Source organism: Algoriphagus ornithinivorans (assembly GCF_900115305.1).
Taxonomy (GTDB): domain Bacteria; phylum Bacteroidota; class Bacteroidia; order Cytophagales; family Cyclobacteriaceae; genus Algoriphagus; species Algoriphagus ornithinivorans.
This window is the reverse complement of the sequence record NZ_FOVW01000007.1, coordinates 198,210-223,809: the sequence shown is the minus strand read 5'-3', so window position 1 is coordinate 223,809 and position 25,600 is coordinate 198,210. Positions and strand designations below refer to the sequence as shown.

Genomic DNA, 25,600 nt, shown 5'->3' with positions numbered 1-25,600 from the left:
CAAATCCATGAATTATTTGATGATTTTAATTTGGAAACCAACCCAATATACCACTTATTTTACATCATGAATCACCCTAAAAAAAGTATCGAATCACTCATTCCTGAGAATGAAATGGAAAGGTTGATGGCGCTAAGTGAGCTGGATCTAGACTTTATGGATCTGGAAAACTCGCTATCTGATCTGACCAAACTAGCAGCTAAAATAGCAGGTACTAAAGTGTCTTTAGTAAACTTGATCGATCACTTCACTCAATGGAGTGTTTCGTCATTTGGTATGGATGTAAGTCAAATGCCAAGAGAAGAATCTATTTGTCAATATACAATTCTTGATCCCAAGAAGTCAGAATTTGAGGTTGAAGATTTGTCAGCAGACGAAAGGTTCAATGATAGGTCATTTGTGATAGGCCATCCAAATCTTCGTTACTATTATGGAATTCCTCTAAAAATCAATGAGAATATCAGCTTGGGTGCGCTCTGTGTTTTAGACACAGATTATAAGGAGCTCAGCCCTGAGAAAAAGGAGATGCTTTCCATTATTGCAAAAGAGGTAGTCAACAGGCTAAAAATTTATAAGGCTGTAGAAGGTCTCCAAAAGCGAGTTCACGAAACTCAGCAAGTAAAAAATAGAGTGGCTCACGACATAAGAGGTCCGCTTGGAGGGATTATTGGATTGGCAGAGATTATTCAGTCTCAGGGCAATCAGAATAAGCTAGATGAGGTGCTGGAATTTATCAGCTTGATTCAGAAAAGCGGAAAATCTTTATTGGAATTGGCGGATGAAATTTTATCCCAAGATTATGGTTCTAGCAAAGATCAAGAGCCAAGGAAGCCTACTGATGCAGAGTTTACGCTGAACTCTCTGAAAACAAAGATGGTATCAATGTTTGAGCCTCAAGCATTAGTTAAAAATATCGATTTGGAAGTTCAGGTAGAATCTCCAAATGCAGAAGTGCCATTTCCTAAAAACAAGATTTTACAAATTTTAGGTAACCTTGTTTCCAACTCCATCAAGTTTACTCCTCAAGGTGGGAAAATTGAGGTGCTCTGTGATATGGAGATTATTGGTAATGATAAAATATTGCTATTTGAAGTGAAGGATTCTGGGGCTGGAATGAGTCAGGAAAAAATCGATGAGATCTTGAGTGGAGAAGGAACTTCAACAAATGGTTCGGCAGGAGAGACTGGCTATGGTTTCGGATTGAAATTGGTCTTGCATCTTGTGCAAGGATTGAAAGGAAAGGTAGAACTTGACTCTACATTGGGTGGAGGAACTCAGTTCAAGATTCTAATACCTGTTAGATAAAAATTAAAGCGCTCAGATTTCACTGAGCGCTTTTTTTTGATTATTCACCGGGTTGGCATACATAGCCAAGAAGTTTTTAACCACATCGGGGTCTTTGGTATCTATTTTATTTTTAAACCTATTTTCAAAAGCTGTCTTCTCTTCCTCTGTATACTCATTGGCATACTCTTTTTCACCGTATAGCAAATCATGAGCAATAAAATTGCTTGGCCATAACTTGAATCCATTCCAAATTTGTAAATCGATTAATCGACAAAGCTGGTTCAGCTTCTCGCTGAGATTATTTCCTGATTGCGCTATTTCTTTGATTTCTTGATCTAGGACAGCATTCACTTCGATGTGGATTCGCTTTTTAGTCCCAATAATCCCTCTTAAGAGATTGAGGAAATCTTCATTTTCACTTTTAATGTATTTTTCATCCCTTGCTTTGGCTAAGAGTTCGGGCATCTTCAATACATCTGTAGGATCGTATTCATAAGAAATGGAAACCGGTACGAGCTTGATTTTTTCAAAATAAGAAAAAGGATCTCCCTCTTTTTCCGCCAGGGTCAGCATCTTCAATACCCCCTTTTGAGTAAAGTCATTTCCGTCTTTAGTTCTGCCTTCTCTTTGGGCTGTCCAAACGCTTCTATTTTCCTGAAGCAGTGATTTTCTGATATAATCAGAAACCAGTTGAGAGCTTTCTAGCAGTTCTCTACCTTTTAGGCTTCTTTGGATTGCAAAGTTTCTGTTTAATCTAGAGAGCGTTTGTAAAAAAGGTTTTTGAATCAAATTGTCCCCAATTGCAGAGGTGGTCATCACCAAACCATTTTCGTATAGGCAGGCATTGAGCAGAGAAGTATCCAGGATGATATCTCGGTGATTGGATATAAATAAATAGGCAGTATTGGGCTCCAAAAGCTCAAAGCCACCGGTGCTCAGGCCATCAGAACTTTTTTCCAAGACCTTCATCAAACCAGGATAAATGAAGTTGATCTGAAAATCTCTCAATGAATGGGTATGCTTCATTAATTCCTTCCAGTTTTTCTGATTATCCTCAGGAAAAGTAAATCCCATCATTGCTTCCAGCATTGGGTCATCCAGGATTTTCCTGATAGCTGCATTAGCTTCAGCATCATAGTAAGGCCTTATAGGATCAAATTTGGACATAGTTTTGGGTGAAATATGTTTTGCAAAAAGCAAAAAATAGTCGAGAATTCTAAGGTGTTTTTACCATTTCAGGATCTAGTGTTGTCTATCTATTTTCTGATCAGGTATTTATCGAAAAAGAGCATATGAACCGGGAGCGCTTCTGTCCAGTACTTCCAAGTGTGAGCACCCGGTCTTTCGATATACTCATGTGGAGTACCGTTTTCGAGTAATAGAGCATGCATTTGTCTGTTGGTATCGATCAGAAAATCATCCACTCCGCAATCAATAATTAGGGCCAAGCCATTTTCCTTCATTTGTTTCACCCATCCTACGGCAGTGTAGGGATTGAAGTTTGGTGCTTCATAGTTTAATTCCTGACCAAGCATTTGTTTTTGCCCTTCAGCTCTTAAATTCCTGAAATCATCCGGTACTTTCCACATCCTAGTATCAATATTCATTACCCCACTCATACTCCCTGCTGCTATAAATAATTCAGGATATTTGGCAGAAAGCAATATCGCCCCATGTCCTCCCATGGAAAGTCCGGTTATAGCTCGCGACTCTTTTTTTGCCAAGGTCCTATAATTAGAATCTATGAAGGGGACCAATTCTTTGATAAGGTATGTTTCATATTTCACTGAATCCATTTTGGGACTATCATAATAATAGCTGGCTGGTCCCACACCTGGAGTTACTATGATTACTTGGTATTGATCTGCCATTTTATTGACAAGCTTTTCCTCGGTTACTTTTTCATGCCAGTCCGAATAAGCGCCACTGCCGCCATGGAGAAGATAAAGGACTGGGAGTCTGCTGTCAGAGTTTGAGTAATTTTCAGGAAGTGTAATCGCAGCCTTCAATGTTTTTTTCATAGAAGGGCTATAAACCTCAAATGTTTCTACTTGTGTCTGCGAAAAAGCAAGAGTCGGAAGAAGGAGGAAAATGAGAAGAAGTTTTTTCATGCTGTAGATCTAATTTTTATTGAAAATACGCATAACTAGAGTTTATCAGAAGGTATATTTTGTCGAAGGACAAAATTCTATTCGGCTGGAATTTGTATATTCCTATATTAAATATTTCGCCTGATGATAGTACTTCAACGGACAGCTCTTTTTTTGGTGATCATTGTTTTTGGGTCGATCATCTTAAGAGAAGGCTCTTTCATTTTGGTTCCACTTGTATGGGGTGTGTTTTTTGCTTTTTCTTTACACCCGATCTCCAGTTGGTTTGAAAAGAAAAAATTCCCCAGAAGCATAGCCATTATCATTAGTATTTTGATGGTTGCTGTGATTGTAACCGGTATTTTTTACGTATTGCTCAATCAGATGGTGGGCTTGATTCGGGATATTCCTGAAATAGGACAAAATCTACAGAATAAAATGAGTCTTTACCTAGATGAGCTTAATGTAATTCTGGGAAACGAAATACTTGATCCTGGCAATAGGCCAGAAGTATGGTCTTTTTTGACTCCAGAAAATTTCAACACTACTCTGTTTAATACTGGGAAGTCACTTACACTTGCCGGAATCATCCCGCTCTATATTTTTCTTTTACTCTATTACGAGGATTTCTTCTTGAATTTTTTAATTCGATTTTCTTCACAGCATAAAGACAAAGTATTGAAATGGGTAATGGAGTCGGGAAAGGTTATTCAATCCTACCTTACCGGAATGGTCAAGGTTACTTTAATTGTAGCAGTGTTGGCTGGGATTTTCTTCTATATCATAGGAGTGAAATACTTCTTGTTATTTGCAGCCTTCATTGCGATTATGAACCTCATCCCATATGTTGGAGTATTCATATCTTCCTTTTTTGCGATCCTTTATGTCTTTTTGACCACAGATAATTTACTATATCCTTTTTTGACGTTCGGAGTGCTATGGGCCATTCAGCTTTTTGAAAATAATGTGATTACTCCTTTGGTAGTAGGATCTCAAGTCAAAGTAAATGCCCTTGCAGTAATTTTGGCAATACTTCTGGGAGGTTGGTTGTGGGGAATATCAGGAATGATTTTGTTTATTCCTTTGGTAGGAGTATTGAAAATCACCTTTGAAAACTCTGAAGGTTTAGAACCTTTCGGGTTTTTATTGAGTGATGAAACGATGGTACCTGAGCAGAATCAGCTACTAAAGAAGAAATTTTGGAAGAGTCTTTTTGAAAAAAATAAAATTGGAACTGATTAATAAACTTGTGTTCTATCAGTTGAAAAATTAATCCTTTTGTTTTTAAAGAGAGTAAAGTAGTCGGGGTGGCAGGATTCGAACCTACGACCTCCACATCCCAAATGTGGCGCGATACCGGGCTACGCTACACCCCGAAACTAATTCTCTTAAGAATTTCAGCAGAGAGTGGGGGATTCGAACCCCCGGTACGGTTTGACCCGTACGACAGTTTAGCAAACTGCTGGTTTAAGCCACTCACCCAACTCTCTAATATTTTTATGATTTGGAATTCTTTCTTCTCTCTAACAAAAGAGTATCATTTATTATCCCAAATTCAATTATAAAGATTTCATATAAACCTTCACCTAACGGCTAACCATTTCCTTTAGGCGATGCAAATATAAACCAAATGAAAAGATTTAAGCAAGGAATCTGCCGAAGCATCTGAAGATTGAAAGCTAATTTTTTTAATCCCCTGACTATCAATTCAAATATTTAAGCGTTTTTTTTATTTTTCTTGAAATTTTTAGGTCAAGGTATTTGCAGGATCTCTTTAATTGGTATTTTTAAGATAAATTTTTAGATCATGATTATTCAAACGACAAATGCCTCTTTTTTGATTGAGAATTGTGAATTTGATTCTGCCCTTGTGGCAATTCACTCTGATTCTCGATTTGAACTCTCTCGTCTTTTCGGGTCTGTAAAAGTAAAATCCTCCGATTCCCATACCTACCCTTTTACTGTGAGAATCAGTAAACAGGAGTTCACTGATTCATTGATTTTATTGATCAAGGAGATTGATTACACTAGTTTTTCGCAATTAGAATCAAACTGGATGTAATTTTTTTTAGAAAATTTCAAAAAAAAATTCAAGTGCTTTTTGGTGACAAAAAGCATTTTTTGTTTTAGGTCTTACTTTTTATATTATCCAAACAAATTTTATCCCGTAAATGCCTGGTTTATAGAATTTTGTTCTATCAATGGAGTCTTTTTTTTAATAAAATTTTTTTGCAATATTCGAAGAGTACTTATTGGATTATCACCCCAAGTTTTACACCCAAATTGATTAGCATTGAACATATCGACAAGCTTATTCCTGAATTCTTTCAGGCCTCAGAGCATTTCTATCTGGTCTTTTTAGACATAGAGGGAAATGTTGAAGATTCAAATGCGCTTTTTAAAGCTATAGGCAGCATTACTGATTCATCTTCTATTTTTGATCACCTGGATCACCGATCAACACAAGATCTGGAGGATTTGATCGATAAATTGATGCTTAAGCCCAAAGAGAAATATCCGGTTTTGCTCCAATTCAATGATCAGGAATGTACACAATCATGGTGGGAGTTTTCTATGGTGATCAACTCTGAAATGGATCCTCTGGGATTTATTGGAATTGGTGTCGATTTAAACTTCCTTGAACGAAAACTTCCATGGAATCATCTTATAGATCTTCTCAATTATGGAAAGGCTGAACTAGATGAAAATCTGGTTTTTATTTCCGCGGAACCCTTAGTAGAAGAATGGATTGCTAGCGGGGGGGCAGCTTTAACAGGGAAAAGCTTGCTGGATTCTGGGTTAATTGAATTGAATTCTTTTGACCGTTTAGAGTTGGAAAAGATCATCTCTACAGACGGAGTAATACAATTTAAAGCGAGGGCCAACGGAGCTTCAGCTTATTCTTCTTATTCCATTAATCTATTAAAACATTCCAAAGGATTTCTATTGTTTATGAGACCTGCGCCAAAAGATGAGTTCTATGCAAATAATGCAAAACCTTTTGCCAATGAGCAATTGGACTTAATTTCTGGGCCGGTCTGGATTTTGGAGAGAAATTTTTCGATTGCCCAGCAAAATAGCCTTGCCTCATCTTTGATTCAACAGTGGAATTCCAGCAATTCTCCTGCTAAGGCAGGTTTTAATACCGAGTTTGCAGGAGATAAGTCTAAAAGACTGATGGAAATAATATCTCAGGCTTTTGAAGGTCAAGAGAAGAAATTAGCTGTGAAAATCACCAATAAAACTGGTGGTTCAGAATATTGGTCATTTCATACTAAAGTCATTTATTCGGAAGGCAAAAAGCGCTGGGTAATGATTCAAGGAATTGATCAAAGTGTTTTGTACAACAGAATTAATTTGCAGGAAAAAGAAATCCAGACTTTAAGAGAATTGGCCATACGTCCTTCGCATATTTTGAGATCTCCGCTTTCCTCCATGCTTGGCTTATTGGATTTGATTGATTACAGAAAGCTTGATGAGGAGAATCAAAAATATATTTCCTACCTCAAGCCACTCGCACAAGAACTGGATGAAGTAATTCGAAATAATGCAAAGAAAATGTCTCAATTAGATTAATGAGACCCTTCAAGGCCAATTATCGCCAATGTCGCAGGGATATTGTAAACGCCTTCCAAGACAAATCTTTCTGAGCTAATCAACAAATGACCTGATTCCTGATAGACTATTCCCTCAGGAAATCCCCTAATCGGAATATATCCAATTTTTATTTCGGGATAGAAGTTGCTCAACTTTTGATCTTCTCTTATGCCTTCGCTGATCCAAATAGCTTGTTCCAAAGGATTTGCACCCAAAACTCTAAAGCCAATCAAAGAAATAGCTCCCGTCTGGCGATTAATATCGGCTCCGGTTACCAGTGCATTTAAGGAGATTGTTTCTACCAGCTCCGCCTCAAAATCACCGGGAATAGCAGGAAGTACATAATGGTCGGAATCATTAAATCCTCTGTTTTTTGAAAATAAATGAAGCTTATTCTGGTAAAAAATCATGGCTTCGCAATCAAATCTATGGTTTTCGGAAGAACCGCTAAAGTCAGTTTGATTAGGATAGGAGAACTTAATCTGCTCGGCTGTCAAATTATCCTGATTGAGTAGCTCAGCAATCGAAACTCTGTAAATGACCAGGTCTCTTCGCTTCCCCAAATTATTTCCAAAATCGCCAATATATAGGTGCGTTTCGCTTTGGGCCAAATCTTCCCAATCGATGTTGCTGGCATTCGTCACTGTAATATTTCTCAAAACCTCCCCAGTGGAAGGATTGAGTTCATGGATTTGATTGGGGTTTTCTCCATCATTTATCGAAAACAATTTTCCATTGATATATGCCAATCCTGAGGTTTCATTTTGGGAGGTTTCCAGAGTATTAATTGTAGAAGGACTTAGAGAAATCACTTGATTTTGGCTGTTGATTTTGATCTGACCCTCTTGGTAACTGGAGTTCCCTGCATTGAATTCAATTCTATAGGCTGATTCTAGGTTAGATTCTGCATTGGAATCGAACTGCGTGATAAACTTTCCGGTATTTCCGATTGGAATTTTTATTTCTAGCCTTCCATTTAAATTATGGTAGATATAAAAGTTGTTGGGAGAGGCTTCGAATAAAGGTTTTGCATTTTCCAACAATATGGAGGGAGCTAGTATCGGTTGATTGGATGCAACTCTAATCCTTTTATTGAGTCTATTTCCTTTAAGCACTAGCTCCTGATTGACTTTATCGGCTTTGAAACTGCCTTTTATGGATATCTCGGCAACAGAGGAAGTTTCATTTCTTGATGAACTGAGATATGTATAAGTATAGTTACCTGTGGCTAATTCAATGGTTTTATTGATTGGGTTTTGATTAGCTGGAATTTTTAAGGAGTATTTTTTTCCGTCATCAGTACTTTCAAAAGATATTTCCAACTCCTCCTGAAACCTATTGGCCGGGGAACCTGATACATTTTCTAGCAAAATAGATGAAATAGTAACTGTACTGTTGGCACTTCCTCCTGAATTATCATCAATGACTGGATTTTCAGGATCCGTACAGGAAAAGTTCAAGAAAATCAGTGAGAAAATAGCTGGATAAAAAGTTGAAAATCTGATTGATTGAGACATTTGGTCAAAAATATATGCTGATTTAAGTCCTTAATTTACAAAATCAAAACAATCCTCTCTCACAGGAAGTTGCAAGTGTAAATCGAAAGGATATGAAAGAGCTATTAGAAGGTATTAAGAAGAACGGTAATGGAACAAGCAAACATGATGCTTCTTTGGAGAAAGAATCAAACCTTTTAATCCGAGATGCCATATTTGTTCGTCATGATGGATCTTTGGTTAAAGTAAAGTTTCAAGACGTTCTTTGGCTGAAGGGGGATGGAAATTACACCACCTTGGTAGCAAGAGATTTTGTGATTTCTGTGAGGAATATTCTAAAGGATTTTGAAGAAGCGCTTCCCCAGAAAGAATTTATGAGAATCCACAAAAGTTATATAGTACGCTTGGATGAAATAATTTCAATTAATCCGAGAGAAGTAAAGGTAGGAGAGGATCTAGTACCGGTTGGTAGATCTTATTATCAAAACCTTATCGACGGAATAAAGAAATTGGGTTCGGATTAATCAAACCAAAGCAAGCTACTGTCTCCATAACTGAGGAACCTATAATCTTTTTCTAAGGCTTCTTGGTATACAGATTTCCAATCATTCCCAATCATGGCCGCTATCAAAAGAACAAGAGTTGTTCCGGGCTGGTGGAAATTAGTAATCAACCCTTCAATCATTTGAAATTGATAACCTGGGAAAATGAATATTTCTGTGCTTCCCATGACTTCGGTTTGCCCAGTTGAATCCATTAAATCCAAAACAGCTTGCAATGCCTCTTTTTTGGAAGGCAACACCTCTCTTATTTCGTAGGGAAATAATTTTTCCACAAAAAACTCTTCTCCTTTATTTTCTATCAGTTTCACTCCATACCAATAGAGGCTTTCCAAACTTCTAACTGAGGTTGTTCCCACAGCGACAGTTTTACCTTCTTGTTCCAAACATTTTTCAATCACAGATCTTTGCAAATGAATTTGTTCGCTGTGCATGGGGTGTTCTTGCACCTTGTCAACTTTAATTGGTTGAAACGTGCCTGCAGAGACATGAAGGGTGACTTCTGATTCTTTCACCCCCTTTTTTCTGATTGCTAAAAAAACCTCTTCGGTAAAATGAAGTCCTGCAGTTGGGGCTGCAACAGCACCTTCTTTTTTGGAGTAAACAGTCTGATATCTAGATTTATCTTCTTCTTCGGCTTTTCTATTGAGATAGGGAGGTAAAGGAACCTCTCCACTAGACTCTACGATATCCACAAATGCAACATCGAATGGAGACCAGGAAAACTCTACCAATTTCCTTTCTCTATCCAGAAGCTTAGCTTCTAAGATGATTTCTTTTCCCAAATGTTGAACTCGCCCTTTCAGGATTTCCCCATCCTTCCATTTCTTGGCATTTCCTATCATGGTTTCCCAAGATACCGGATGTTTGGCAAGCATGATTTCTGGTATAACTGTGCTCGGAGATACTGGCGCTAATAAGAAAATTTCGATTTTGGCTCCAGTTTCCCTTTGGAAAATTAATCGCGCAGGAATGACTTTGGTATCGTTGTAAATAAGCAACATTCCTTCTTCCAGGAGATCGGGAAGATTATAAAAACGATGGTGTGTAATATTTCCAGCTTTATAATGAAGCAACTTTGAATCATCCCTTTTTTCTAAAGGGTATTTGGCGATTCGATCTTCTGGAAGTGTATATTCGTAGTCTCTTAAGTTAATCTGAGGCTCTTTCATGCGTTTCATTTCAAAGCGCAAATATAGTCTCTTTAATCTTTTAGCCCTGCCTGTCTTATGTCACAGCTATCTCTGAAATTTCAATTGATTCCCAGAACTCTCCAGTTTCGCTTTGAAGCGGGGACTTCCCGTGGTGTATTAAAGACTCGGAATATTTGGTGGATCAAGGCTTACAATGAGGAGAGTCCTAATCAAATTGGATGGGGTGAAGCTGCTCCATTGGTAAAATTGAGCATTGATGATCGTCAGGATTTTGAGGAAGTTTTAAAGAATACGCTTGAAAAACTAGAGAAAGTGGAGTGGTCGCTGGAGGAAGATGAAATCTTAGATACTGTTAAAAAAAATGTGTCCTTTGATTTTCCCTCTATCCGATTTGCTATTGAAATGGCTGTGCTGGATTTTGTCAATGGAGGACAGAAAAAGTTTTTTTCCAATCTGTTTTTTGAAGAGCAGAAAGCTATTCCAATAAACGGGTTGATCTGGATGGGTGATCGAGAATTCATGATGCAACAAATTCAGGAAAAGCTGGAATCAGGATTTTCCTGTATTAAAATGAAAATCGGTGCCATTGATTTTAAGCAAGAATGTGAATTGCTGGAATTTATCAGAAAGCAATTCAGTCCTGAGCAGATGATTTTGAGAGTGGATGCTAATGGAGCTTTTTCTCCTGAAGAAGCGCATAGTAAACTGGCGAAATTAGCAGACCTTGGAATTCACAGCATAGAGCAACCCATCAAAGCCGGTCAATGGGATACCATGAGATTACTATGTAAGTCGACTCCTTTGCCAATTGCTTTGGATGAAGAGTTGATTGGAGTAAAAGAGAAGGATTTGTTGTTGGATACTATCAGGCCTCAACATATTATTCTCAAGCCCACATTACTAGGGGGATTTTTGGAGAGCAGAAAGTGGATAGCAAAGGCAGAAGAAAGGGGAATAGGTTGGTGGATGACCTCTGCCTTGGAAAGTAATATTGGTTTGAACGCTATCGCTCAGTTAGCTTCTCAATATCAACCTTCTATTCATCAAGGCCTTGGAACAGGGAAATTATACCATAATAATCTTGAATCCCCTCTACAAATTCAAAATGGAGAAATTCACTATAATTCAGTTATTCCTTGGGAGGAACCTAAATAATCATTGAATGGGATGTAAATAAACAGGTTTATGACCTTGGATGCTTATTCCGGTATTTGCCAATTCACCTGTTTCAGCATTTCTTTCAAAGACTACAATTTCATGACTTTCCTGATGAGCAGCTAAAAGATATTTTCCATCGGAAGTAAGATTGAAATTTCTAGGCATTTTTCCTCCGGAAGAGTAGTGCTGGATCAATTCATAGTTCCCAGATTCATTTTTTCTAAAAGCCGAAATACTGTTCGAATCACCCCTATTTGAAGCATAAACATGTCGGCCATCAGGCGAAACCCTAACTTCAGCCGCTCCTAAAGCACCCTTGAATTCTTCGGAAAAAAGAGGGAGTCTTTGTTTACTTTTCATTTGACCATTCCCATAGCTGAAAACTTCTAAAATGGAAGTCAGTTCCTGCACCACAAAAAGTTCTTTTCCATCCTTCGAAAATGCCAAATGCCTTGGTCCATCTCCAGAGGTCATGGGGATTTTCTCCTCAAAGGAAAGTGGATTTTCAAGGCCACTTTCAAATTTGTAGCGATATAATTCATCAGATCCTAAATCAGCAACCCATACATATTCACCGGTCGGATCGAATGTTGCGCTATGGACATGTGCTGATTCCTGTCTAGATTTATTGAGACTTGATCCTTGATGCTGTATAACCTGCACCCGTTCCAAATTTCCATTAGTTACTTTGAAAACAGCCAGATTACCCCCAGAGTAATTGCTGACAAGGATGTATTTTTCATCAGGTGAAATTGCAATATGACAAGGATGGTCTCCAGCGGTAAAAGCTGAATCTAAAATCTGTAATGCCGTTCTTGAATCTTTGAGTTCAAAACTCAAGATTTGACCGCCATTTTCACCCGCATTTTCAGATACTGTGTATAGGAATTCTTGGTTTTTTCCTGTCAGGACAAAAGAGGGATTGGAGATTCCTTTGGCAATGGTTTCAAGGCTTAAAGAATCCTTTTCGGGAAAAAAAGTTAAAAGATCAATTCCCTGTTCCTCGGAATCTGTGTAAGTTCCGACTAAAAATTTATAACTTAATAGTTCTTGGGATTTTTCCATATCGGATTCCTTTTGTTTACAGGCATACAAGGCAATTATCAATGATATGATCAGAAGGTTTTTCATGAGGATGATAAATCAATAGGTTAAGCTACAAAGAATTGTTTTTCCATTAGTCATCAATGAAAAAAAAGAAATGATTGAATGATTTATTTAATGAAATGGCAATTTGCTCGGTAAAAAACAAGAAATTTATTAATTTAGAATGCTTTAAACCTCTTTACTTAATGTATAAAACCTACGATACCGAAGTTGCAAAACGCTTCACAATTTATAACTCACTTTTTTTAGATCTTCCTTTCGATCATATTTTCAGAACAGGTACCATGTTGCCACTTTTGGGAACTGCCTGCCAAAAGGGATTTGAGTCGGAGAAGACTCCGCGAGAGATTATTGAAGGCTTTTTTGAAGAAATGATGCCTTCCAATTCTGAGAAGGAAAGAACAGATCTGCTATTTCAAATGATTCAATATGTGGAGAGACAGGTGGTGCTTTTTGACTCCATTGAAGATGCTGCATATGAAAAAATCAATGATTTGGGTGGTAAAGGCTCTATCAAAGCTCTTATCAATAGAGCAGAGAGTGACCATAAGAAAGAGGCATTAATTGAAAAACTGAAGACTTTCTCGGTTAGATTAACCTTAACCGCTCACCCGACTCAATTCTATCCCGGAAATGTGCTGGGAATTATCACCGACTTGGAAAATGCGATCCGGCAGGATGATATCGGGAGAATTAATCAATTGCTTCAGCAGTTGGGAAAGACAGGTTTTATAAATAGAGAAAAGCCAAGTCCTTACGAGGAAGCTGTCAGCTTGATTTGGTTTTTGGAGAATGTATTCTATCAAAGTATCTCCGATATCATGATCAGAATGCTCAATCGCTTAAATATTCCGCTGCATGATTGGGAGAATCCAGGTTTGCTGAAAGTAGGTTTTTGGCCGGGAGGAGATAGAGATGGAAATCCATTTGTGACTCATGAAACCACTATGCAGGTAGCGGAAAGATTGAAAAAATGGATTTTACGCTGTTACTACCGGGATGTAAGAAAGTTGAGGAGAAGACTTACTTTCAAACACGTAGAAAATGTAATTCTTAAAGTTGAAAAAGGGATTTATTCTACGCTTTTTGAAGATCAACCTGTTTACTCCAATAAAGAAGAATTATTAGCGGATCTTTTGAATGCAAGGGAAGCTTTGATTGAATATCATGACGGCTTATTCTTGGAACTCTTGGATGAATTTATTCTGAAAGTCAGAATTTTCGGGTTCCATTTTGCCTACATGGATATGCGTCAGGATAGTCGAAAACATGATGCGCTTTGGGAAGAGATTTTTGAAGTAAAAGGTGTAGAATGGAAAGGGACTGAGGAGGAGCAAATCCAGCAATTATTGGCAGTAGACTCCCTTCCTGAGATTGAAAGAATTCAGGATGAGTTTCATCAGGAAATGCTGAAGTCCTTTGGAACAATTGAAAAAATCCATGAATCCAATGGGGAGGATGTTTTGCATCGCTATATTATTTCCAACTGTCAATCTGCCAAACATCTTTTAGAAGTATTCCAATTAGCTAAACTGACATTAGGTAAAGGAAAAGAGAATCTTCCTTTGGATGTCGTTCCGCTTTTTGAAACAATAGACGATTTGGCTGAGGCACCTGAGATAATGACCTACCTATATCGCTTGCCTGCTTATCAAAAGCATTTAGCCAGTAGAGGGAATAAACAAACCATCATGTTGGGCTTTTCAGATGGAACCAAAGATGGAGGATATTTGAAGGCGAACTGGTCAATATTAAGAGCAAAAGAGGAAATGACTCGGGTTTCCCGTGAAAATGGAATCGAGGTAGTCTTTTTCGACGGTAGAGGTGGGCCTCCTGCAAGAGGTGGAGGGAATATGCATAATTTCTATGCATCACTGGGAGAGCGCGTTGAAAATACTGAAATACAGGTCACTATACAGGGCCAGACTATTTCGGCAAACTATGGAAAGCAGGCTTCTTGTACCTATAATTTTGAACAGCTGCTAAGTGCGGGTCTTGAAAACCATCTTTATTCTGACTCTGAAAGAAACCTTACTGAAGATCAGCGGGCTTTGATTGAAGAGTTGGCTAATAGAGGTTATGAATCGTACAAGGCCTTTAAGAATCATCCCAAGTTTGTCCCATATTTAGAGCATGTAACTCCACTTAAGTACTTTGGAATGACGAATATTGGCAGCCGTCCCTTGAAAAGAGGAAAGGGCGAAGGCTTGAAGTTTGAGGATTTAAGAGCGATTCCATTTGTTGGTTCTTGGGCTCAAATGAAGCAAAATATCCCTGGCTATTACGGAGTAGGTGCGGCTATTGCAGAGATGGAAAAGGAAAACCGGGTAGATGAATTAAAGGAATTGTATCAAAACAGTTTATTCTTTAGGACACTTCTTGGTAACTCCATGCAGTCTTTGAATAAGTGTTTCTACCCAGCAACTTCCTACCTAAAAAATAACGAAGAGTATGGGGAGTTTTGGAAACTCATGTTCCAAGAATATGAGCGATCTGTAGAAAAACTTAAAAAAGTTTCTCAAATGGAGGAGTTGATGGGGGATAATAAAGTGATTAAAACCTCAATTGCCATTCGGGAAAGGATTGTTTTGCCACTCATTACCATACAACAATACGCTATTCAGAGTATGCTGGAAGATGGGAAGAGCAATGAGGTGCTACAGCGATTAATTTTAAGAAGTATGTTCGGGATTATCAATGCAGCCAGAAATGCTGCATGATACTATGAGCATTAATTAAGGGGCTATCTTAATGGCGTTGTTTTGTCAGCCTGAGTGGAGTCAAAGGCTAATGGATACTAGAAAATTCATTGGAGACCTTTAACTGACCGCTCATTGGGACATGCATCAACTTTGAGATAGCCTAATTATTTTTAGAACTAAGCGAAATCAAAAGGACTCGTTGATGTTAAGATAAAAACCTGAGTTACCGCTTCTTCCAAAGCCATAATCTGCAGAAATAATGGTTCTGTTTTCTTTATTTATCATGACTCTCAATCCTAAGCCATAACCTGGGTTGACTTGCTCAAATAGTTTTTCAGAATTGTATTTGCTGCTGAAGGAGTTGGCATTCACGAACAAAGTTCCTCCAAAGGTTTCTTTGAACCTTTGTAGTGGAAACCGATACTTTACTTCTGAATAAACCATGTTTTCCCCTCTGAACCTTCCTTGTGCATAGCCTCTTCCCGTTCTGCCAAACATATCCCAACCAAGGGAAGGTAAGTTCATATAAGGTAAATTTCCAGAGACTAGAAAGTTACCATATGCCCAAAAGGCGACTAAATGCCTTTTTCTTTGTTCATTGAGGTTGATATAATGCCTGTAATCCAACAATAGTGTGGAGGAAGATTGGTCAGACCCTAAAAATGAAGGGTTGATTTTATAAGAAAGCAAGGCAAAGTTTTTCTCATAAGGAGCAACCGCCCTATCTCGATTTTCATAAACTGCATTTAAGGTAATTCCGGATAATGCATATCTATCTGTATCAAAGCCTAATGACTCATTGTATTGATTATGAGCAAAATCCAAAATAGGCTCAATTGAATCTTCATTCAAGAAAAAATTATCAATCTTCGAATGTATATCCAGATGATAACCTAATCCCAAGTAAAAATTGCTGTCAGAGATTCGTTTTAAAATAGTTTCATAAAAACGAATCAGTCTAAAATCCATTTGTTGTGCACCCCAAAAGCTTGAGTTTTGATTGGGGTTAGGGGAGGGGTCATTCGGGGTAGAACTGCCTAGACCATAGGTTGGTTGGGAAGTGACAAAATATCTCCAGTCTCCCACTAAGATCAAGCTGTTTTCATCTAAGAAAATATTACTTCTAGAGCTAAAAATCCACTGTTTTTTAGTTGTGTATAGTAGGTTCCCTACGAAATTGGACATTTTGGTAGTAGTGGGATTTCCCATATACCAAGTAGCAGAAGGAGCTAGCCCAAACATCCAACCATTGGCAGGATTATAAGCTATGGCTGGTAAGGGTACAAGTTTAAAATCCTGAACTTTATTCGATTCATAGACTTTACTTTCTTGTCCAAAGGCAATACCGCCTAAGAGCAAGACAATGCTGGCAAGAAATGCTTTCTTCATTCTTTAAATTTAGCAGGATTCTTATTCTCCTGTTAAAAATGGAAAGAATACTTAAAAAGCATTTGAAATTTAGTCTTTCCCGGCAGGAAGAGAGGTTAGACGGATTTCTACTTTTCTGTCCTTGTCAACTGAACCTTTGGAGGCTCCGCGTAAAATTAAACCTCCAGAATCTTTGAAAATTTTCTTCTGATCTATTCCTAGGTCTATTAGTTGTTTTTCGACGGAATTCACCCGCTTCTCTACCAATCTGAGGTTGTAGGAGACGCTTCCCGTATTATCAGCAAAACCAATTAGCTCCAAGCCTAATTGGGGATTTGTTTCCAAGATCTCTTTCAACCGAAGCAACTTTGCTTTTTCTTCTTCACTCAACTCTGATTGATTGATTCCAAAATAGACTTCAAGTTTACTTTCCTCCAGAAGGACAGGCTTAGTATTTTCAACCACTTTCTCAACTTCCACGGTGTCTATCCTCACTTTTTCTTTTGAGGCCTCTTTTCGAAGGCTATCTATCAGAATAGCATCTTGAGTAATTCTATCCAAAAGGGTGCTATCCTGTATATATAGTATTTGACTTTCGTCTGTTTTATTTTTCTTTAAAGCAGAAGTTGTTGCAGCCGTGCCACCGATGATTGCTGCATCTCTTAAGAGTTCCCGATTTCTCCTCTCTAGTATTTCTTGTCTACTTCTCAACCTTTCTAATTCTTCGGACGTATTCGTATTATTAGATTGAGGATTAACTACTATCTGTTGAGGTGTCGTTCTTTCTTCTTGATTACTATTTTGAGCTTGGAAGCTTGATAGTCTGGAAGAAAAAGCCTTGAGCATTGCGGAGTCTCTAATCGCCTGCGCCTTAAGCATTTCTTCCCTGTATTTTAAAATTTCTTTTTCAAAATCTTCTCGGCTTATCCATTGAGCATTTTCGACTGGTTTGGCGTCAGTTTTTGATTTCTCAATTTCCGGAATCAGCACCTCTGTACTCTTCACTGTATCCGGAATTTGCTGATTGCTGATTCTCATTTGTGAATTTGAAAGAGAGTCCAGCTCGAACTCGCTAAATCCTTTAGGAGAGTAAATGATTTTATTGACTTTCCCTGGATAAAGCAAGATTTTTTCAATGAATTGGGCCGTATCAACTTTAGAGATGATTAGTGTGTTTTTCGCTCCCAATAGCGAATCTCCCTTGATAACCAAAACCTTATCCAAAGAGTCAATTCTGCTAATCTCCTTTTGATAATCCAAAGTTTGATTCTCAAACTGATTGATCAATATCTGTATAGAATCCTTTGAACTGAGACTGTCAATTTGCAACTCATTAATCTTCTCACTGAGTTCTGAAAGCCTATTTTGAATCGAATCCTTGTTTGCTTGTACCAGCGCTCTGGTATTTTTCAATGAATCAATTTTCCTATCAATATTGGCTTTTTGAATAGAATCCAGTCTTACCGTATCAATGATCGGTGCTGATTTTTCTAATCCTGGTAATTGTACAATCGTAAAATAATTATTTGTAACAGTGGGTGCTAGATTAACTTTTGGTTCTTCAGTTTTTTGAATTGAGTCAGCAGTTGCTTCAGTTTTTTCGCTCAAAACTTTAGGGGTGTAGGTATAGCGCTGGGATACGGTAGGAGGATTGAAACTTTCCTTGTTTGCTCCTAAGCTGAACTTAATGCCCATCCCATGATAGATATACCAGTCTGCCTGCGAATTTACGTCTCCTCGATAGGGCTTATCCGGTGTTGGGGTATTAGTCCCTGGCAATGCTGCATAATGCTGAAAAGAGTTGTCATATCGATTTCTATATCTTCCAGACACATCGTCCAAATAATCAGTTGCCGCCCTTTTAAAATCTGATTGTGCGAAAAGTTCAATTCCTTTGGTAATCCGGAATCTGATTCCCATGCCCAAATGAGCATAAAGAGTAGCTTTTTTATAACCTCCTGGAACTTCTGTTTCAACATCCCTCAATCTCGTCTCAAAACTTCCATCTGGGATTAAATTGGGATTGCTGTAATTATATCTGTTTCCGTTTTCATCCAAAAGGTCTCCATATACATCGAATTTTTGAACTCCCATCCCAACAACCAAATATGGAGCAAGGAAGGATTTACCGGAAAGCAACCAGTTATTATCAGGTTTTAAAACAAAGGAAAGCCCGGCATCAATTAAATCCGTTCTGAAATTTAAAGCCCTGTCGAACCTATTACTTTCCCTATATAAAGTGCCATCATTTTCGATATATCTATCGCTTGAGCCAAATTGATAGCTTCCTGCCGTGAGCATAATTCCAACTGAGTTGCCAAGTGCATATTCCAGAGAAAATTGATAAGAAAGGTCTTCAGAATAGACAGTTGATCGTTGATAGAGTCTACCTACATCACTCAGACTATTGAGTCCAAAAGGACGGATATCCCCAATGTAATTGGTAGTTCCAAAACTTGCTCCAACTCTCCATTTGTACCCGTAAAGCTGGGCGTTTACAGAATTGATGATCAGTGATAAAATGAAAATCAAGCTTAGCTTTTTCATAATTTTCATTTTTTGTTTCCAAATCCTAACCACAAATTGATTTCGGCACTTAATCCAACATAGGGTTGAATTCTGTCCGCTTTACTTCCATCCAGTTTGTTGGTAGTTAGATATGTGCCTCCAGCATTGAGTCTTATGAATCGGAAGAAGTTATAACCCAATCCTACGAATACTGGTCGGTCTAAAACTGGCCCACTGATAGCTTCTCCCAAAGAGTTTTCCATGCTTCCGGAAATAAACACTCCTGTGCTGATCGATAAATTACTCATGAAACGAGTAAAAGTCCTGTTGCCGAGTGGGAAGGAAAAACCAAGGTATGGACTGTATACAAACTCTTGAGAGGATAAATCCTGAGAAAGTGAGATGGCACCAAACCCAAAATTGATAGGAATAGAATTAGGGGTTTTCTCGCTTCTATAATTCTGAAATTGAATCTGATCTACTTGGACAAGCATGTTAGGACTGAGAAATTGATCTAATTCAGCAAAAACGATGGTTTCTAACTCCTGTAAATATTGCTGTGCATAAACAGCCCGCTCATTTTCGTTTTCGGTTTTTTTGATGATGTTGAATTTCGCCTTACCTAATTTTAGGCGTTTTCTTTGCTCCAGTTTCTTTCGAGTGATATCAGAAAAACCTGGGAAAGGTTTGCCATCAGGTAATTCGAAATAATAAGCTCCTGATTGGACAATTTGATCCATATTGGAAAGTATTTGCTCGTCAGAATCTTCGAATTTGATGCCTCCTCTTCTCACGGAAGAAATGGTGTTGAGATAAGTTGCTAGGTTGGTTTGAATAAGTCTTCGGAGCTCTTCCAACTCTTTTTCTCCAGCTTTCTTATAAAATCCAAATTCAAGATTAAACTCCTCTGTAGATCTTAAAGGATTGTCTACCAAGATTTGAAAAGAAAGTTCCTTGTATCCAAATGGGGCTTTCCAAAAATAACTATCACCTGCCTTAGGAGATTTTTTTGACTGATATATGAAAAGTTTAACCATTTCCACATCCTGAGGGATGGCTCCTCTGAAATAGAATTTTTCTTCAGCCGGCAGTGGTTTTCCGCCGTTGATCTCATTTTGAATGAGGTCCAGGTTAATTGACGTAATAGCTTCTTGCGAATAGGCAACAAGCCCAAACCACAAAGTGAAGACTAAGGATAGTATATTTTTTTTCATAAAATGTATTTGCATAATTATTACAAAATGAAAGTGTTAATCTCAGACAAGATTGCTGAGTACTTTTAGTTATAAATCCTTTGAACTAGTGAATGTTCAAAAGAATCCTAGATTTTCTGCTTTACTACCTATTCTAACTGAATGTATTTAAAGCATTGGTGTCACCATTCTTTATTCAATTAATTGAGCGTCAAATGGATAGGATTTAGGAGGACTTAGCTTATTCTTTCGTTACTGGGTTTCGAATAATTAGTAGGTATTTGCGCCTAAATCCATTAGAATATATAATAAAATTTTGAATATTCTAATAATTCAATAAAAAATTTTGATAAAAATAGAGGATTGGTAAGGTAAAGGTTGGTCTCATTGAGCCTTATAGAAAAGTTTTATAATGAATTTCTTAATCATTAGCCCTCGAAAACACATAAAACATTTCGGACGCTATTTGAAGACTTCTTTCATCATACATTTTTTGTTCTAATTCAGTATCATCGAATTTTTTTGGGTCTTCAAACCTGACGGGTATTCGTATTTCTGCTCCTGAAATTATTGGGCAATTCTCGTCGGCATGATCGCAGGTCATAATCGCAGCAAAATTGGAAGTTGGGTTAGACTGATCCTCAACAAGTTTGGAAAAAGCTTTGATGCTTTGTGCCGTATCTGAATAAAAGACTTCATACTTCGGGTTATCAGTCGCATTATCCGAAATGATACGAAACCCAATTCTTTGCAATGAAGCTACAGCTCTCTCATTAAAAGCAGTGATCTCGATTCCTCCTGAGAAGCAGTTGGTCTTTATGCCATGATAGCTAGAAGCTACCTTAGCCCAAATTTGTGAAAATTGGCTCCTTCTAGAATTATGTGTGCAAATAAAATTCAGGTTGATAGCTTCATTTTTATCCTGCTTTTCTCTGATATAATGAATCAATGGGCTCAACACTTCCTTCCTTTCGTCAGTGATTGGAGTATTGAGGATTTGCTTGATGGAGTCTTCAAGCTTGGGTAAAAAGGTGAGTGGTGTATAATCCATAGCTAAAATTTAGCAGCAACCGCTACCTGGACTACAGGAGTTGGAATTTAATTGCAATGATGAGAGTCTGACTTTCGGCTTTGAAGGAATTCCACATTCGCTTTTGGCCAAACAGTCTGTCATTTTAGTGATAAGGAGGAATGATTTTCCATTATAGTCTAAACCATATTTTCCAATAGTTTCACCTTGATACTCCACTTCAATTTCCCAATCCGGTATTCCTAGTTTCGATTCAGATAGTTCTATGATTTTCAGAAGTTTTTCTGGGTGTAGTCGGTGATCGTAATCATTTTGATTCCATAATTGAAAATTGACTTTCTCCTCTTGTCTAATGGTCCCCCCACAATCAATGAAGTTTTTAGATATTTTCCCGATTTCTGTCACATGAAAATGACTTGGAACCAATTCTCCATTAGGGAGTTGAAACTCGATAGTTCGAGAGTTTTTTAAGATGGACTTAATTTCTGAAAGTTTCATAGCGATATGATTTTAACAGCAGGTTGAGGAATTATTTGAATTGAATTGATCAAAGAGGCCTAGAAACAAGCTCTTGATGGAGTTCCATTTTTCAGGATTGATGCAGTAATTCACTTTTGTCCCTTCAATGGTTCCCTGAATTATATCAATTTCTTTCAACTCACGAAGATGCTGGCTTATAGTGGCTTGCGCCAGTCCCAGTTCTTGTACCAAATCCCCATTGATACAAGTATTCGTTTTGATCAAATATTGTATGATTGCAATTCGAGCTGGATGTGCTAAAGCTTTGGCGACATTGGCCAATTCATTTTGAGCGTCAGTAAAAAGGTGCGTTTGAGTAATCCCCATCGTAATAATAATATCTGATTATCCGCAATCATGCCAGTAGCCTTATTTTCCTTGCTTGACAGGTTGGATACTTCGACTTCGCTCAGTACAGGCGACCGATGACCGAAGACCGAAGCTTTCGGATTCTGATCCTTTCAGCTGACAATAAGCCGTATTTTTGTCAATGCTGGTAAGAAAGCGGATATCTATATAATAATATATTGCAATATTACGATGAATAAAATTACAAAAGCAAATCTTCGATCTAGATCTTGAAAAAATTAATGAGTGATAGCCGGCTCGTCGTCCGGGTTCTCCATCTTTTCTGTTTGCTCGGTATTGTTTTCAGATTTCTCCTCCTTCTTATCTCCGCAAGAAACAAATATTACCCCGCAAAAAAGGAGTAAAGCCAAAAGAGATAAGATTCTGGTTTTTAGAATGGATAGTTTCATAGTATTACTGGTGTTTTATTCAATTAAGTAAAAAATATTCTTTATTCCTGTATTTGAAGTCCTTTTGAAACGGTATGTGTATTTTAGACGCATGAAAAGTTATATTCTCACAATTTCAAGAACGGTTTTATTTTCTGGGCTTTTGGCCTTAACCTTTTGTAATTCCAAAGAGGAAAATACAGTAACTAAAAGTTCATCAAGTTCTGCGGTTTCCATACCTGAAATAGAACAAGGAATAAAAGACTTCATCGCAGTCAAAACAGCTGAAAATGACGGAGTTTTTCCGGTAAAAGATGAAAATCATGATCTCAAAATGAAGTTGGTTCGGGTACATACCGAATACCTATCCAACCTAGGCCCCGATAGTCATTTTGCCTGTGTTGACTTGGTGGATGAAAGTGGAGACGTATACGATGTAGATTTCTTCATGGAAGGGAAGCCTGGAGCAATGAATGTCACTCAGACCACGGTGCATAAGTTGAATGGGAAACCTTTTTACAGTTGGAAGCAAAATAAGGAAGATAAAACTTGGTATAGAGTGGCTTTGGAACAATCAAACAATAACCTGTTAGGAGTAGTCGAAGGGACTGATCATTTTGAATTCTATTATACTGTTCAAATTCCTAGCTTGGAAGGTCCTGCGCGGATGTGGATTCCAGTTCCTGAGTCAGACCCTTTTCAGGATGTGAAACTGATAGAGACGAAATCTGATATAGAGTCCAGAAAAATTGAAGAGAAGGTTTTTGGCAATACTTTGCTTTATTATGAATTAAAGCCAGAAGATTCCGGGAAAGAAATCCAAATCAGCTACGAGGTAAAAAGGAAAGAAAAAGGTCCTTACGAGGCTTCTGCTCCAGACCCCAAGGTGTATTTAGCTTCCAACAGACTCATGCCAAAAGGAGGGAGGTTTGAAGAGATCGCTAAAGAAGTTTTGGGAGAAAAGCTGAAAGAGTCTCACTTAATTCAAGCCAGAGCCTTATATGATTATATCATAGACAATATGCGCTATATGAAATTTGGCGATTATGGCAATGGAGACTCAAATTACGCCTGTGATTCAAAAACCGGGAATTGCTCTGAATTTCATTCCTTCTTTATCTCCTTGGCCAGATCAGTAGATATACCAGCAAGATTTGCGATTGGAGCATCTATTCCTTCGGATAGGAATGAAGGTGGAATTGATGGTTATCACTGCTGGGCAGAGTTTTATGCAGATGGGAAATGGTGGCCAGTTGATATTTCGGAAGCTAATAAATATACTGCTTTAGCTACTTATTATTTCGGAAGGCACCCTGCCAATAGAATTGAGTTAAGCAGAGGTAGGGATTTGGAAGTTAATCCAGGACCTAATGCGGGCCCAATTAATTTCATTGCATTTCCCTATTTAGAGATCAATGGAAAAGAGATAAAGGCACCATCCAAATTCACCTTTCAAAGAAAAGTAAATTCCTAAAAAATAAAGGCTATCGAATTCGATAGCCTTTTTTGATTTTTAACTTTCAGAAGTTGAGTCACTACTTGGATGCTCACCTCCTGCTGGATGTTCTGTGCTGTCTCCTGCTGGATGCTCACCTTCATCTGGGTGCTCACTTTCTACCTGTTCAGTTTCTGTTTCGCTGCTTTCCTCTTTCTTGCCACCGCATGAAGTAAATGTTACTGCTGCTAAAAAGCTGAACGCTAAGGCTAGGGTGAAAATTGATTTCAGTTTTTTCATTTTGTTTAAGGTTTGGTGTGATGTCACTAATTAAAGCATAAAATCACTATGAATGAAAATTTCCTGGAATGACTTAATTATTTATCTCAATTTTCTGAAAAATGCCTCTCGAGTCATTCTTAATTGAGTGATTATTCCAGATGCTATTGTCAACATACCTACGGAGACAATTGCTAATTCAAGTCCAAAATTATCAGCGATCCATCCAGATAAAATTGCTCCAAAAGCATAGCCCAAATCTCTCCAAAGTCGAAATACCCCAACACTTTCCGCTCTAACTTCCGGATGGGTTTCGTCTGAAATCGCAGCTAGAAAAGTAGGATATACTATTGCAGTTCCAATTCCCAATACAATAGAGATAAATGAAAATTGACTAAAGGAATTTGAGTATGCTAAAATTATTATTGCAAACCCTTGAATAATCATCCCAAAAACAATCAAGAATTTTTTTGAAATAATGTCAGCTATTTTCCCTGAAAATAATTGGCCCATTCCCCAAACCAAAGGATAAATAGCAATCAGTTTTCCAATTTCATTTAAAGAAAATTCCTTTTGAATCAATAATAAAGGTAACAAGCCCCAGATCATTCCGTCATTCAGATTGTTTACTAATCCAGCCTGTGTTATTGAAGATAAATTTGGACTACGGAAGGTGGTATTCCAAAAAATGTTATTCTTCTCTTCCTTTTTGGAATCGGTTTTCTCTACCCTGATAAAACGAGTAGTGTCTTTTAAAAAAAAGAAAGAAAGGTATAGCCCTAGGAGAGCTATTCCAAAACCTATTAAGAATGGAATAGGTCTCACTCCAAAGTTTGATGCCAAATTAGCTGTGAAATAGGCCGTAATACCAATTGCAAGATATCCCGCAAATTCATTCAAACCCATCGCTAAGCCCCTATTTTTTGGCCCAACTAAGTCGATTTTCATTATGACTGTGCTACTCCAGGTTAAACCCTGACTCACACCAAGTAATAGGTTTGCTAACAAGACTATTAGCCATGAATCTGTAAAAGCTAAAATCAATGGTACGGGCAGGACAATTATCCATCCAAGGACTAATAAATTCTTACGCCCTAATCGATTGGCATATTTTCCCGCATAATAATTGGAAATAGCTTTACTGATTCCGAATACTATGATAAATGTCAGAAAAGCTGAATTTGACTCAATTCCAAAAATGGTGGATGCATATTCAGGAAAAATTGAGCGTTCCAAGCCAATCATACTTCCCACCAAAGCATTTATGACTACTAAAAGACTGAATTGTTTCCAATTTTCCTTTAGTCCTTGAACAGCTTGATAATGAATTGAATTCATGTTTCAAAACTGGGGTTTTCAAGGAAGTATTCTTTTTACAAA

22 protein-coding genes and 2 tRNA genes are annotated in these 25,600 nt (G+C 37.8%); 8 read left to right on the top strand and 16 right to left on the bottom strand.

Features of this window, described 5'->3' with window-relative positions; all coding sequences use genetic code 11:
• Positions 1 to 66: 66 nt before the first annotated feature.
• The gene (locus BM073_RS12570) at positions 67 to 1,305 is read left to right on the top strand and encodes a GAF domain-containing sensor histidine kinase (RefSeq protein ID WP_091654601.1); all 1,239 of its coding nucleotides are present in this window, start codon (positions 67 to 69) and stop codon (positions 1,303 to 1,305) included.
• 12 nt (positions 1,306 to 1,317) lie between these two features.
• Here BM073_RS12570 and BM073_RS12565 read toward each other — a convergent pair whose 3' ends face one another.
• On the bottom strand, positions 1,318 to 2,454 hold the full coding sequence (locus BM073_RS12565) for a 1-acyl-sn-glycerol-3-phosphate acyltransferase (protein ID WP_091654600.1): 1,137 nt from the start codon (positions 2,452 to 2,454) through the stop codon (positions 1,318 to 1,320).
• Positions 2,455 to 2,543: 89 nt separating this feature from the next.
• A complete protein-coding gene (locus tag BM073_RS12560) occupies positions 2,544 to 3,398 on the bottom strand; it encodes an alpha/beta hydrolase (protein WP_091654598.1) in 855 nt (284 codons plus the stop codon).
• A 123-nt stretch (positions 3,399 to 3,521) separates the two neighbouring features.
• Between BM073_RS12560 and BM073_RS12555 the strand changes: the two genes are divergently transcribed.
• Complete coding sequence (locus tag BM073_RS12555) at positions 3,522 to 4,619, top strand: AI-2E family transporter (RefSeq protein WP_091654596.1); 1,098 nt, start codon at positions 3,522 to 3,524, stop codon at positions 4,617 to 4,619.
• 60 nt (positions 4,620 to 4,679) lie between these two features.
• Here the strand turns inward: BM073_RS12555 and BM073_RS12550 are convergent.
• Positions 4,680 to 4,753: transfer RNA gene (locus BM073_RS12550), tRNA-Pro, on the bottom strand.
• Between the two features lie 25 nt (positions 4,754 to 4,778).
• A tRNA-Ser gene (locus BM073_RS12545) sits at positions 4,779 to 4,867 on the bottom strand.
• A 317-nt stretch (positions 4,868 to 5,184) separates the two neighbouring features.
• Here BM073_RS12545 and BM073_RS12540 point away from each other — a divergent pair.
• Positions 5,185 to 5,439, top strand: coding sequence for a hypothetical protein (locus BM073_RS12540; protein ID WP_091654594.1), 255 nt, complete (start codon positions 5,185 to 5,187; stop codon positions 5,437 to 5,439).
• Between the two features lie 167 nt (positions 5,440 to 5,606).
• A complete protein-coding gene (locus BM073_RS12535; RefSeq protein ID WP_139217494.1) occupies positions 5,607 to 6,953 on the top strand; it encodes a hypothetical protein in 1,347 nt (448 codons plus the stop codon).
• Here BM073_RS12535 and BM073_RS12530 read toward each other — a convergent pair.
• On the bottom strand, positions 6,950 to 8,491 hold the full coding sequence (locus tag BM073_RS12530) for a hypothetical protein (RefSeq protein ID WP_091654591.1): 1,542 nt from the start codon (positions 8,489 to 8,491) through the stop codon (positions 6,950 to 6,952). The two genes, BM073_RS12535 and BM073_RS12530, sit on opposite strands and share 4 nt — an antisense overlap.
• 92 nt (positions 8,492 to 8,583) lie before the next feature.
• Between BM073_RS12530 and BM073_RS12525 the strand changes: the two genes are divergently transcribed.
• The gene (locus BM073_RS12525; protein ID WP_091654590.1) at positions 8,584 to 8,994 is read left to right on the top strand and encodes a LytR/AlgR family response regulator transcription factor; all 411 of its coding nucleotides are present in this window, start codon (positions 8,584 to 8,586) and stop codon (positions 8,992 to 8,994) included.
• Here the strand turns inward: BM073_RS12525 and BM073_RS12520 are convergent.
• Positions 8,991 to 10,202, bottom strand: a complete 1,212-nt coding sequence (locus BM073_RS12520) for an S-adenosylmethionine:tRNA ribosyltransferase-isomerase (RefSeq protein ID WP_317042660.1) — start codon at positions 10,200 to 10,202, stop codon at positions 8,991 to 8,993. The genes BM073_RS12525 and BM073_RS12520 overlap by 4 nt on opposite strands.
• A 57-nt stretch (positions 10,203 to 10,259) precedes the next feature.
• On the opposite strand from BM073_RS12520, the gene menC reads away from it, so the two are divergent.
• Entirely contained in the window at positions 10,260 to 11,339 is a 1,080-nt protein-coding gene (menC, locus tag BM073_RS12515; protein ID WP_091654586.1) for an o-succinylbenzoate synthase, read from the top strand.
• Here menC and BM073_RS12510 read toward each other — a convergent pair whose 3' ends face one another.
• Positions 11,340 to 12,473 (bottom strand): lactonase family protein, encoded by a 1,134-nt coding sequence (locus tag BM073_RS12510; RefSeq protein WP_091654585.1) that lies wholly within the window; start codon positions 12,471 to 12,473, stop codon positions 11,340 to 11,342. It lies immediately after the preceding gene.
• 161 nt (positions 12,474 to 12,634) lie between these two features.
• On the opposite strand from BM073_RS12510, the gene BM073_RS12505 reads away from it, so the two are divergent.
• On the top strand, positions 12,635 to 15,169 hold the full coding sequence (locus BM073_RS12505; RefSeq protein ID WP_091654583.1) for a phosphoenolpyruvate carboxylase: 2,535 nt from the start codon (positions 12,635 to 12,637) through the stop codon (positions 15,167 to 15,169).
• Between the two features lie 168 nt (positions 15,170 to 15,337).
• Here the strand turns inward: BM073_RS12505 and BM073_RS12500 are convergent, their stop codons facing one another.
• The 7 genes from BM073_RS12500 to BM073_RS18115 form a co-directional block, all read right to left on the bottom strand.
• Positions 15,338 to 16,540: a BamA/TamA family outer membrane protein gene (locus tag BM073_RS12500; RefSeq protein ID WP_091654582.1), complete on the bottom strand. Its 1,203-nt coding sequence runs from the start codon at positions 16,538 to 16,540 to the stop codon at positions 15,338 to 15,340.
• A gap of 69 nt (positions 16,541 to 16,609) precedes the next feature.
• On the bottom strand, positions 16,610 to 19,066 hold the full coding sequence (locus tag BM073_RS12495; RefSeq protein ID WP_175557913.1) for an OmpA family protein: 2,457 nt from the start codon (positions 19,064 to 19,066) through the stop codon (positions 16,610 to 16,612).
• A 5-nt stretch (positions 19,067 to 19,071) separates the two neighbouring features.
• Positions 19,072 to 20,241, bottom strand: coding sequence for a hypothetical protein (locus BM073_RS12490; protein WP_091654578.1), 1,170 nt, complete (start codon positions 20,239 to 20,241; stop codon positions 19,072 to 19,074).
• 400 nt (positions 20,242 to 20,641) lie between these two features.
• Complete coding sequence (locus BM073_RS12485) at positions 20,642 to 21,271, bottom strand: low molecular weight phosphatase family protein (RefSeq protein ID WP_245756416.1); 630 nt, start codon at positions 21,269 to 21,271, stop codon at positions 20,642 to 20,644.
• Between the two features lie 9 nt (positions 21,272 to 21,280).
• Positions 21,281 to 21,748, bottom strand: coding sequence for a DUF6428 family protein (locus BM073_RS12480; protein ID WP_091654576.1), 468 nt, complete (start codon positions 21,746 to 21,748; stop codon positions 21,281 to 21,283).
• Positions 21,749 to 21,760: 12 nt separating this feature from the next.
• Positions 21,761 to 22,096, bottom strand: coding sequence for an ArsR/SmtB family transcription factor (locus BM073_RS12475; RefSeq protein ID WP_091654574.1), 336 nt, complete (start codon positions 22,094 to 22,096; stop codon positions 21,761 to 21,763).
• A gap of 260 nt (positions 22,097 to 22,356) precedes the next feature.
• Positions 22,357 to 22,527, bottom strand: a complete 171-nt coding sequence (locus BM073_RS18115) for a hypothetical protein (protein WP_175557912.1) — start codon at positions 22,525 to 22,527, stop codon at positions 22,357 to 22,359.
• Positions 22,528 to 22,618: 91 nt separating this feature from the next.
• Between BM073_RS18115 and BM073_RS12470 the strand changes: the two genes are divergently transcribed.
• A complete protein-coding gene (locus BM073_RS12470) occupies positions 22,619 to 23,980 on the top strand; it encodes a transglutaminase-like domain-containing protein (RefSeq protein ID WP_091654572.1) in 1,362 nt (453 codons plus the stop codon).
• 39 nt (positions 23,981 to 24,019) lie between these two features.
• On the opposite strand, the gene BM073_RS12465 is transcribed toward BM073_RS12470, so the two are convergent.
• Together BM073_RS12465 and BM073_RS12460 are read right to left on the bottom strand one after the other, a co-directional pair.
• The gene (locus tag BM073_RS12465) at positions 24,020 to 24,241 is read right to left on the bottom strand and encodes a hypothetical protein (protein ID WP_091654571.1); all 222 of its coding nucleotides are present in this window, start codon (positions 24,239 to 24,241) and stop codon (positions 24,020 to 24,022) included.
• Between the two features lie 81 nt (positions 24,242 to 24,322).
• Positions 24,323 to 25,558, bottom strand: coding sequence for an MFS transporter (locus BM073_RS12460; protein WP_091654569.1), 1,236 nt, complete (start codon positions 25,556 to 25,558; stop codon positions 24,323 to 24,325).
• Positions 25,559 to 25,600 lie beyond the last annotated feature (42 nt).

Excerpts from the sequence above, each read along its gene's own strand:
- BM073_RS12460 (WP_091654569.1), bottom strand. The coding sequence starts at position 25,558 with ATGAATTCAATTCATTATCAAGCTGTTCAAGGACTAAAGGAAAATTGG.
- BM073_RS12560 (WP_091654598.1), bottom strand. The coding sequence starts at position 3,398 with ATGAAAAAACTTCTTCTCATTTTCCTCCTTCTTCCGACTCTTGCTTTT.
- BM073_RS12530 (WP_091654591.1), bottom strand. The coding sequence starts at position 8,491 with ATGTCTCAATCAATCAGATTTTCAACTTTTTATCCAGCTATTTTCTCA.
- BM073_RS12490 (WP_091654578.1), bottom strand. The coding sequence starts at position 20,241 with ATGAAAAAAAATATACTATCCTTAGTCTTCACTTTGTGGTTTGGGCTT.
- BM073_RS12475 (WP_091654574.1), bottom strand. The coding sequence starts at position 22,096 with ATGGGGATTACTCAAACGCACCTTTTTACTGACGCTCAAAATGAATTG.
- BM073_RS12555 (WP_091654596.1), top strand. The coding sequence starts at position 3,522 with ATGATAGTACTTCAACGGACAGCTCTTTTTTTGGTGATCATTGTTTTT.
- BM073_RS12485 (WP_245756416.1), bottom strand. The coding sequence starts at position 21,271 with ATGGATTATACACCACTCACCTTTTTACCCAAGCTTGAAGACTCCATC.
- BM073_RS12540 (WP_091654594.1), top strand. The coding sequence starts at position 5,185 with ATGATTATTCAAACGACAAATGCCTCTTTTTTGATTGAGAATTGTGAA.
- BM073_RS12470 (WP_091654572.1), top strand. The coding sequence starts at position 22,619 with ATGAAAAGTTATATTCTCACAATTTCAAGAACGGTTTTATTTTCTGGG.
- BM073_RS12520 (WP_317042660.1), bottom strand. The coding sequence starts at position 10,202 with ATGAAAGAGCCTCAGATTAACTTAAGAGACTACGAATATACACTTCCA.
- menC (WP_091654586.1), top strand. The coding sequence starts at position 10,260 with ATGTCACAGCTATCTCTGAAATTTCAATTGATTCCCAGAACTCTCCAG.
- BM073_RS12495 (WP_175557913.1), bottom strand. The coding sequence starts at position 19,066 with ATGAAAAAGCTAAGCTTGATTTTCATTTTATCACTGATCATCAATTCT.
- BM073_RS18115 (WP_175557912.1), bottom strand. The coding sequence starts at position 22,527 with ATGAAACTATCCATTCTAAAAACCAGAATCTTATCTCTTTTGGCTTTA.
- BM073_RS12500 (WP_091654582.1), bottom strand. The coding sequence starts at position 16,540 with ATGAAGAAAGCATTTCTTGCCAGCATTGTCTTGCTCTTAGGCGGTATT.
- BM073_RS12465 (WP_091654571.1), bottom strand. The coding sequence starts at position 24,241 with ATGAAAAAACTGAAATCAATTTTCACCCTAGCCTTAGCGTTCAGCTTT.
- BM073_RS12525 (WP_091654590.1), top strand. The coding sequence starts at position 8,584 with ATGAAAGAGCTATTAGAAGGTATTAAGAAGAACGGTAATGGAACAAGC.
- BM073_RS12505 (WP_091654583.1), top strand. The coding sequence starts at position 12,635 with ATGTATAAAACCTACGATACCGAAGTTGCAAAACGCTTCACAATTTAT.
- BM073_RS12510 (WP_091654585.1), bottom strand. The coding sequence starts at position 12,473 with ATGAAAAACCTTCTGATCATATCATTGATAATTGCCTTGTATGCCTGT.
- BM073_RS12570 (WP_091654601.1), top strand. The coding sequence starts at position 67 with ATGAATCACCCTAAAAAAAGTATCGAATCACTCATTCCTGAGAATGAA.
- BM073_RS12565 (WP_091654600.1), bottom strand. The coding sequence starts at position 2,454 with ATGTCCAAATTTGATCCTATAAGGCCTTACTATGATGCTGAAGCTAAT.
- BM073_RS12480 (WP_091654576.1), bottom strand. The coding sequence starts at position 21,748 with ATGAAACTTTCAGAAATTAAGTCCATCTTAAAAAACTCTCGAACTATC.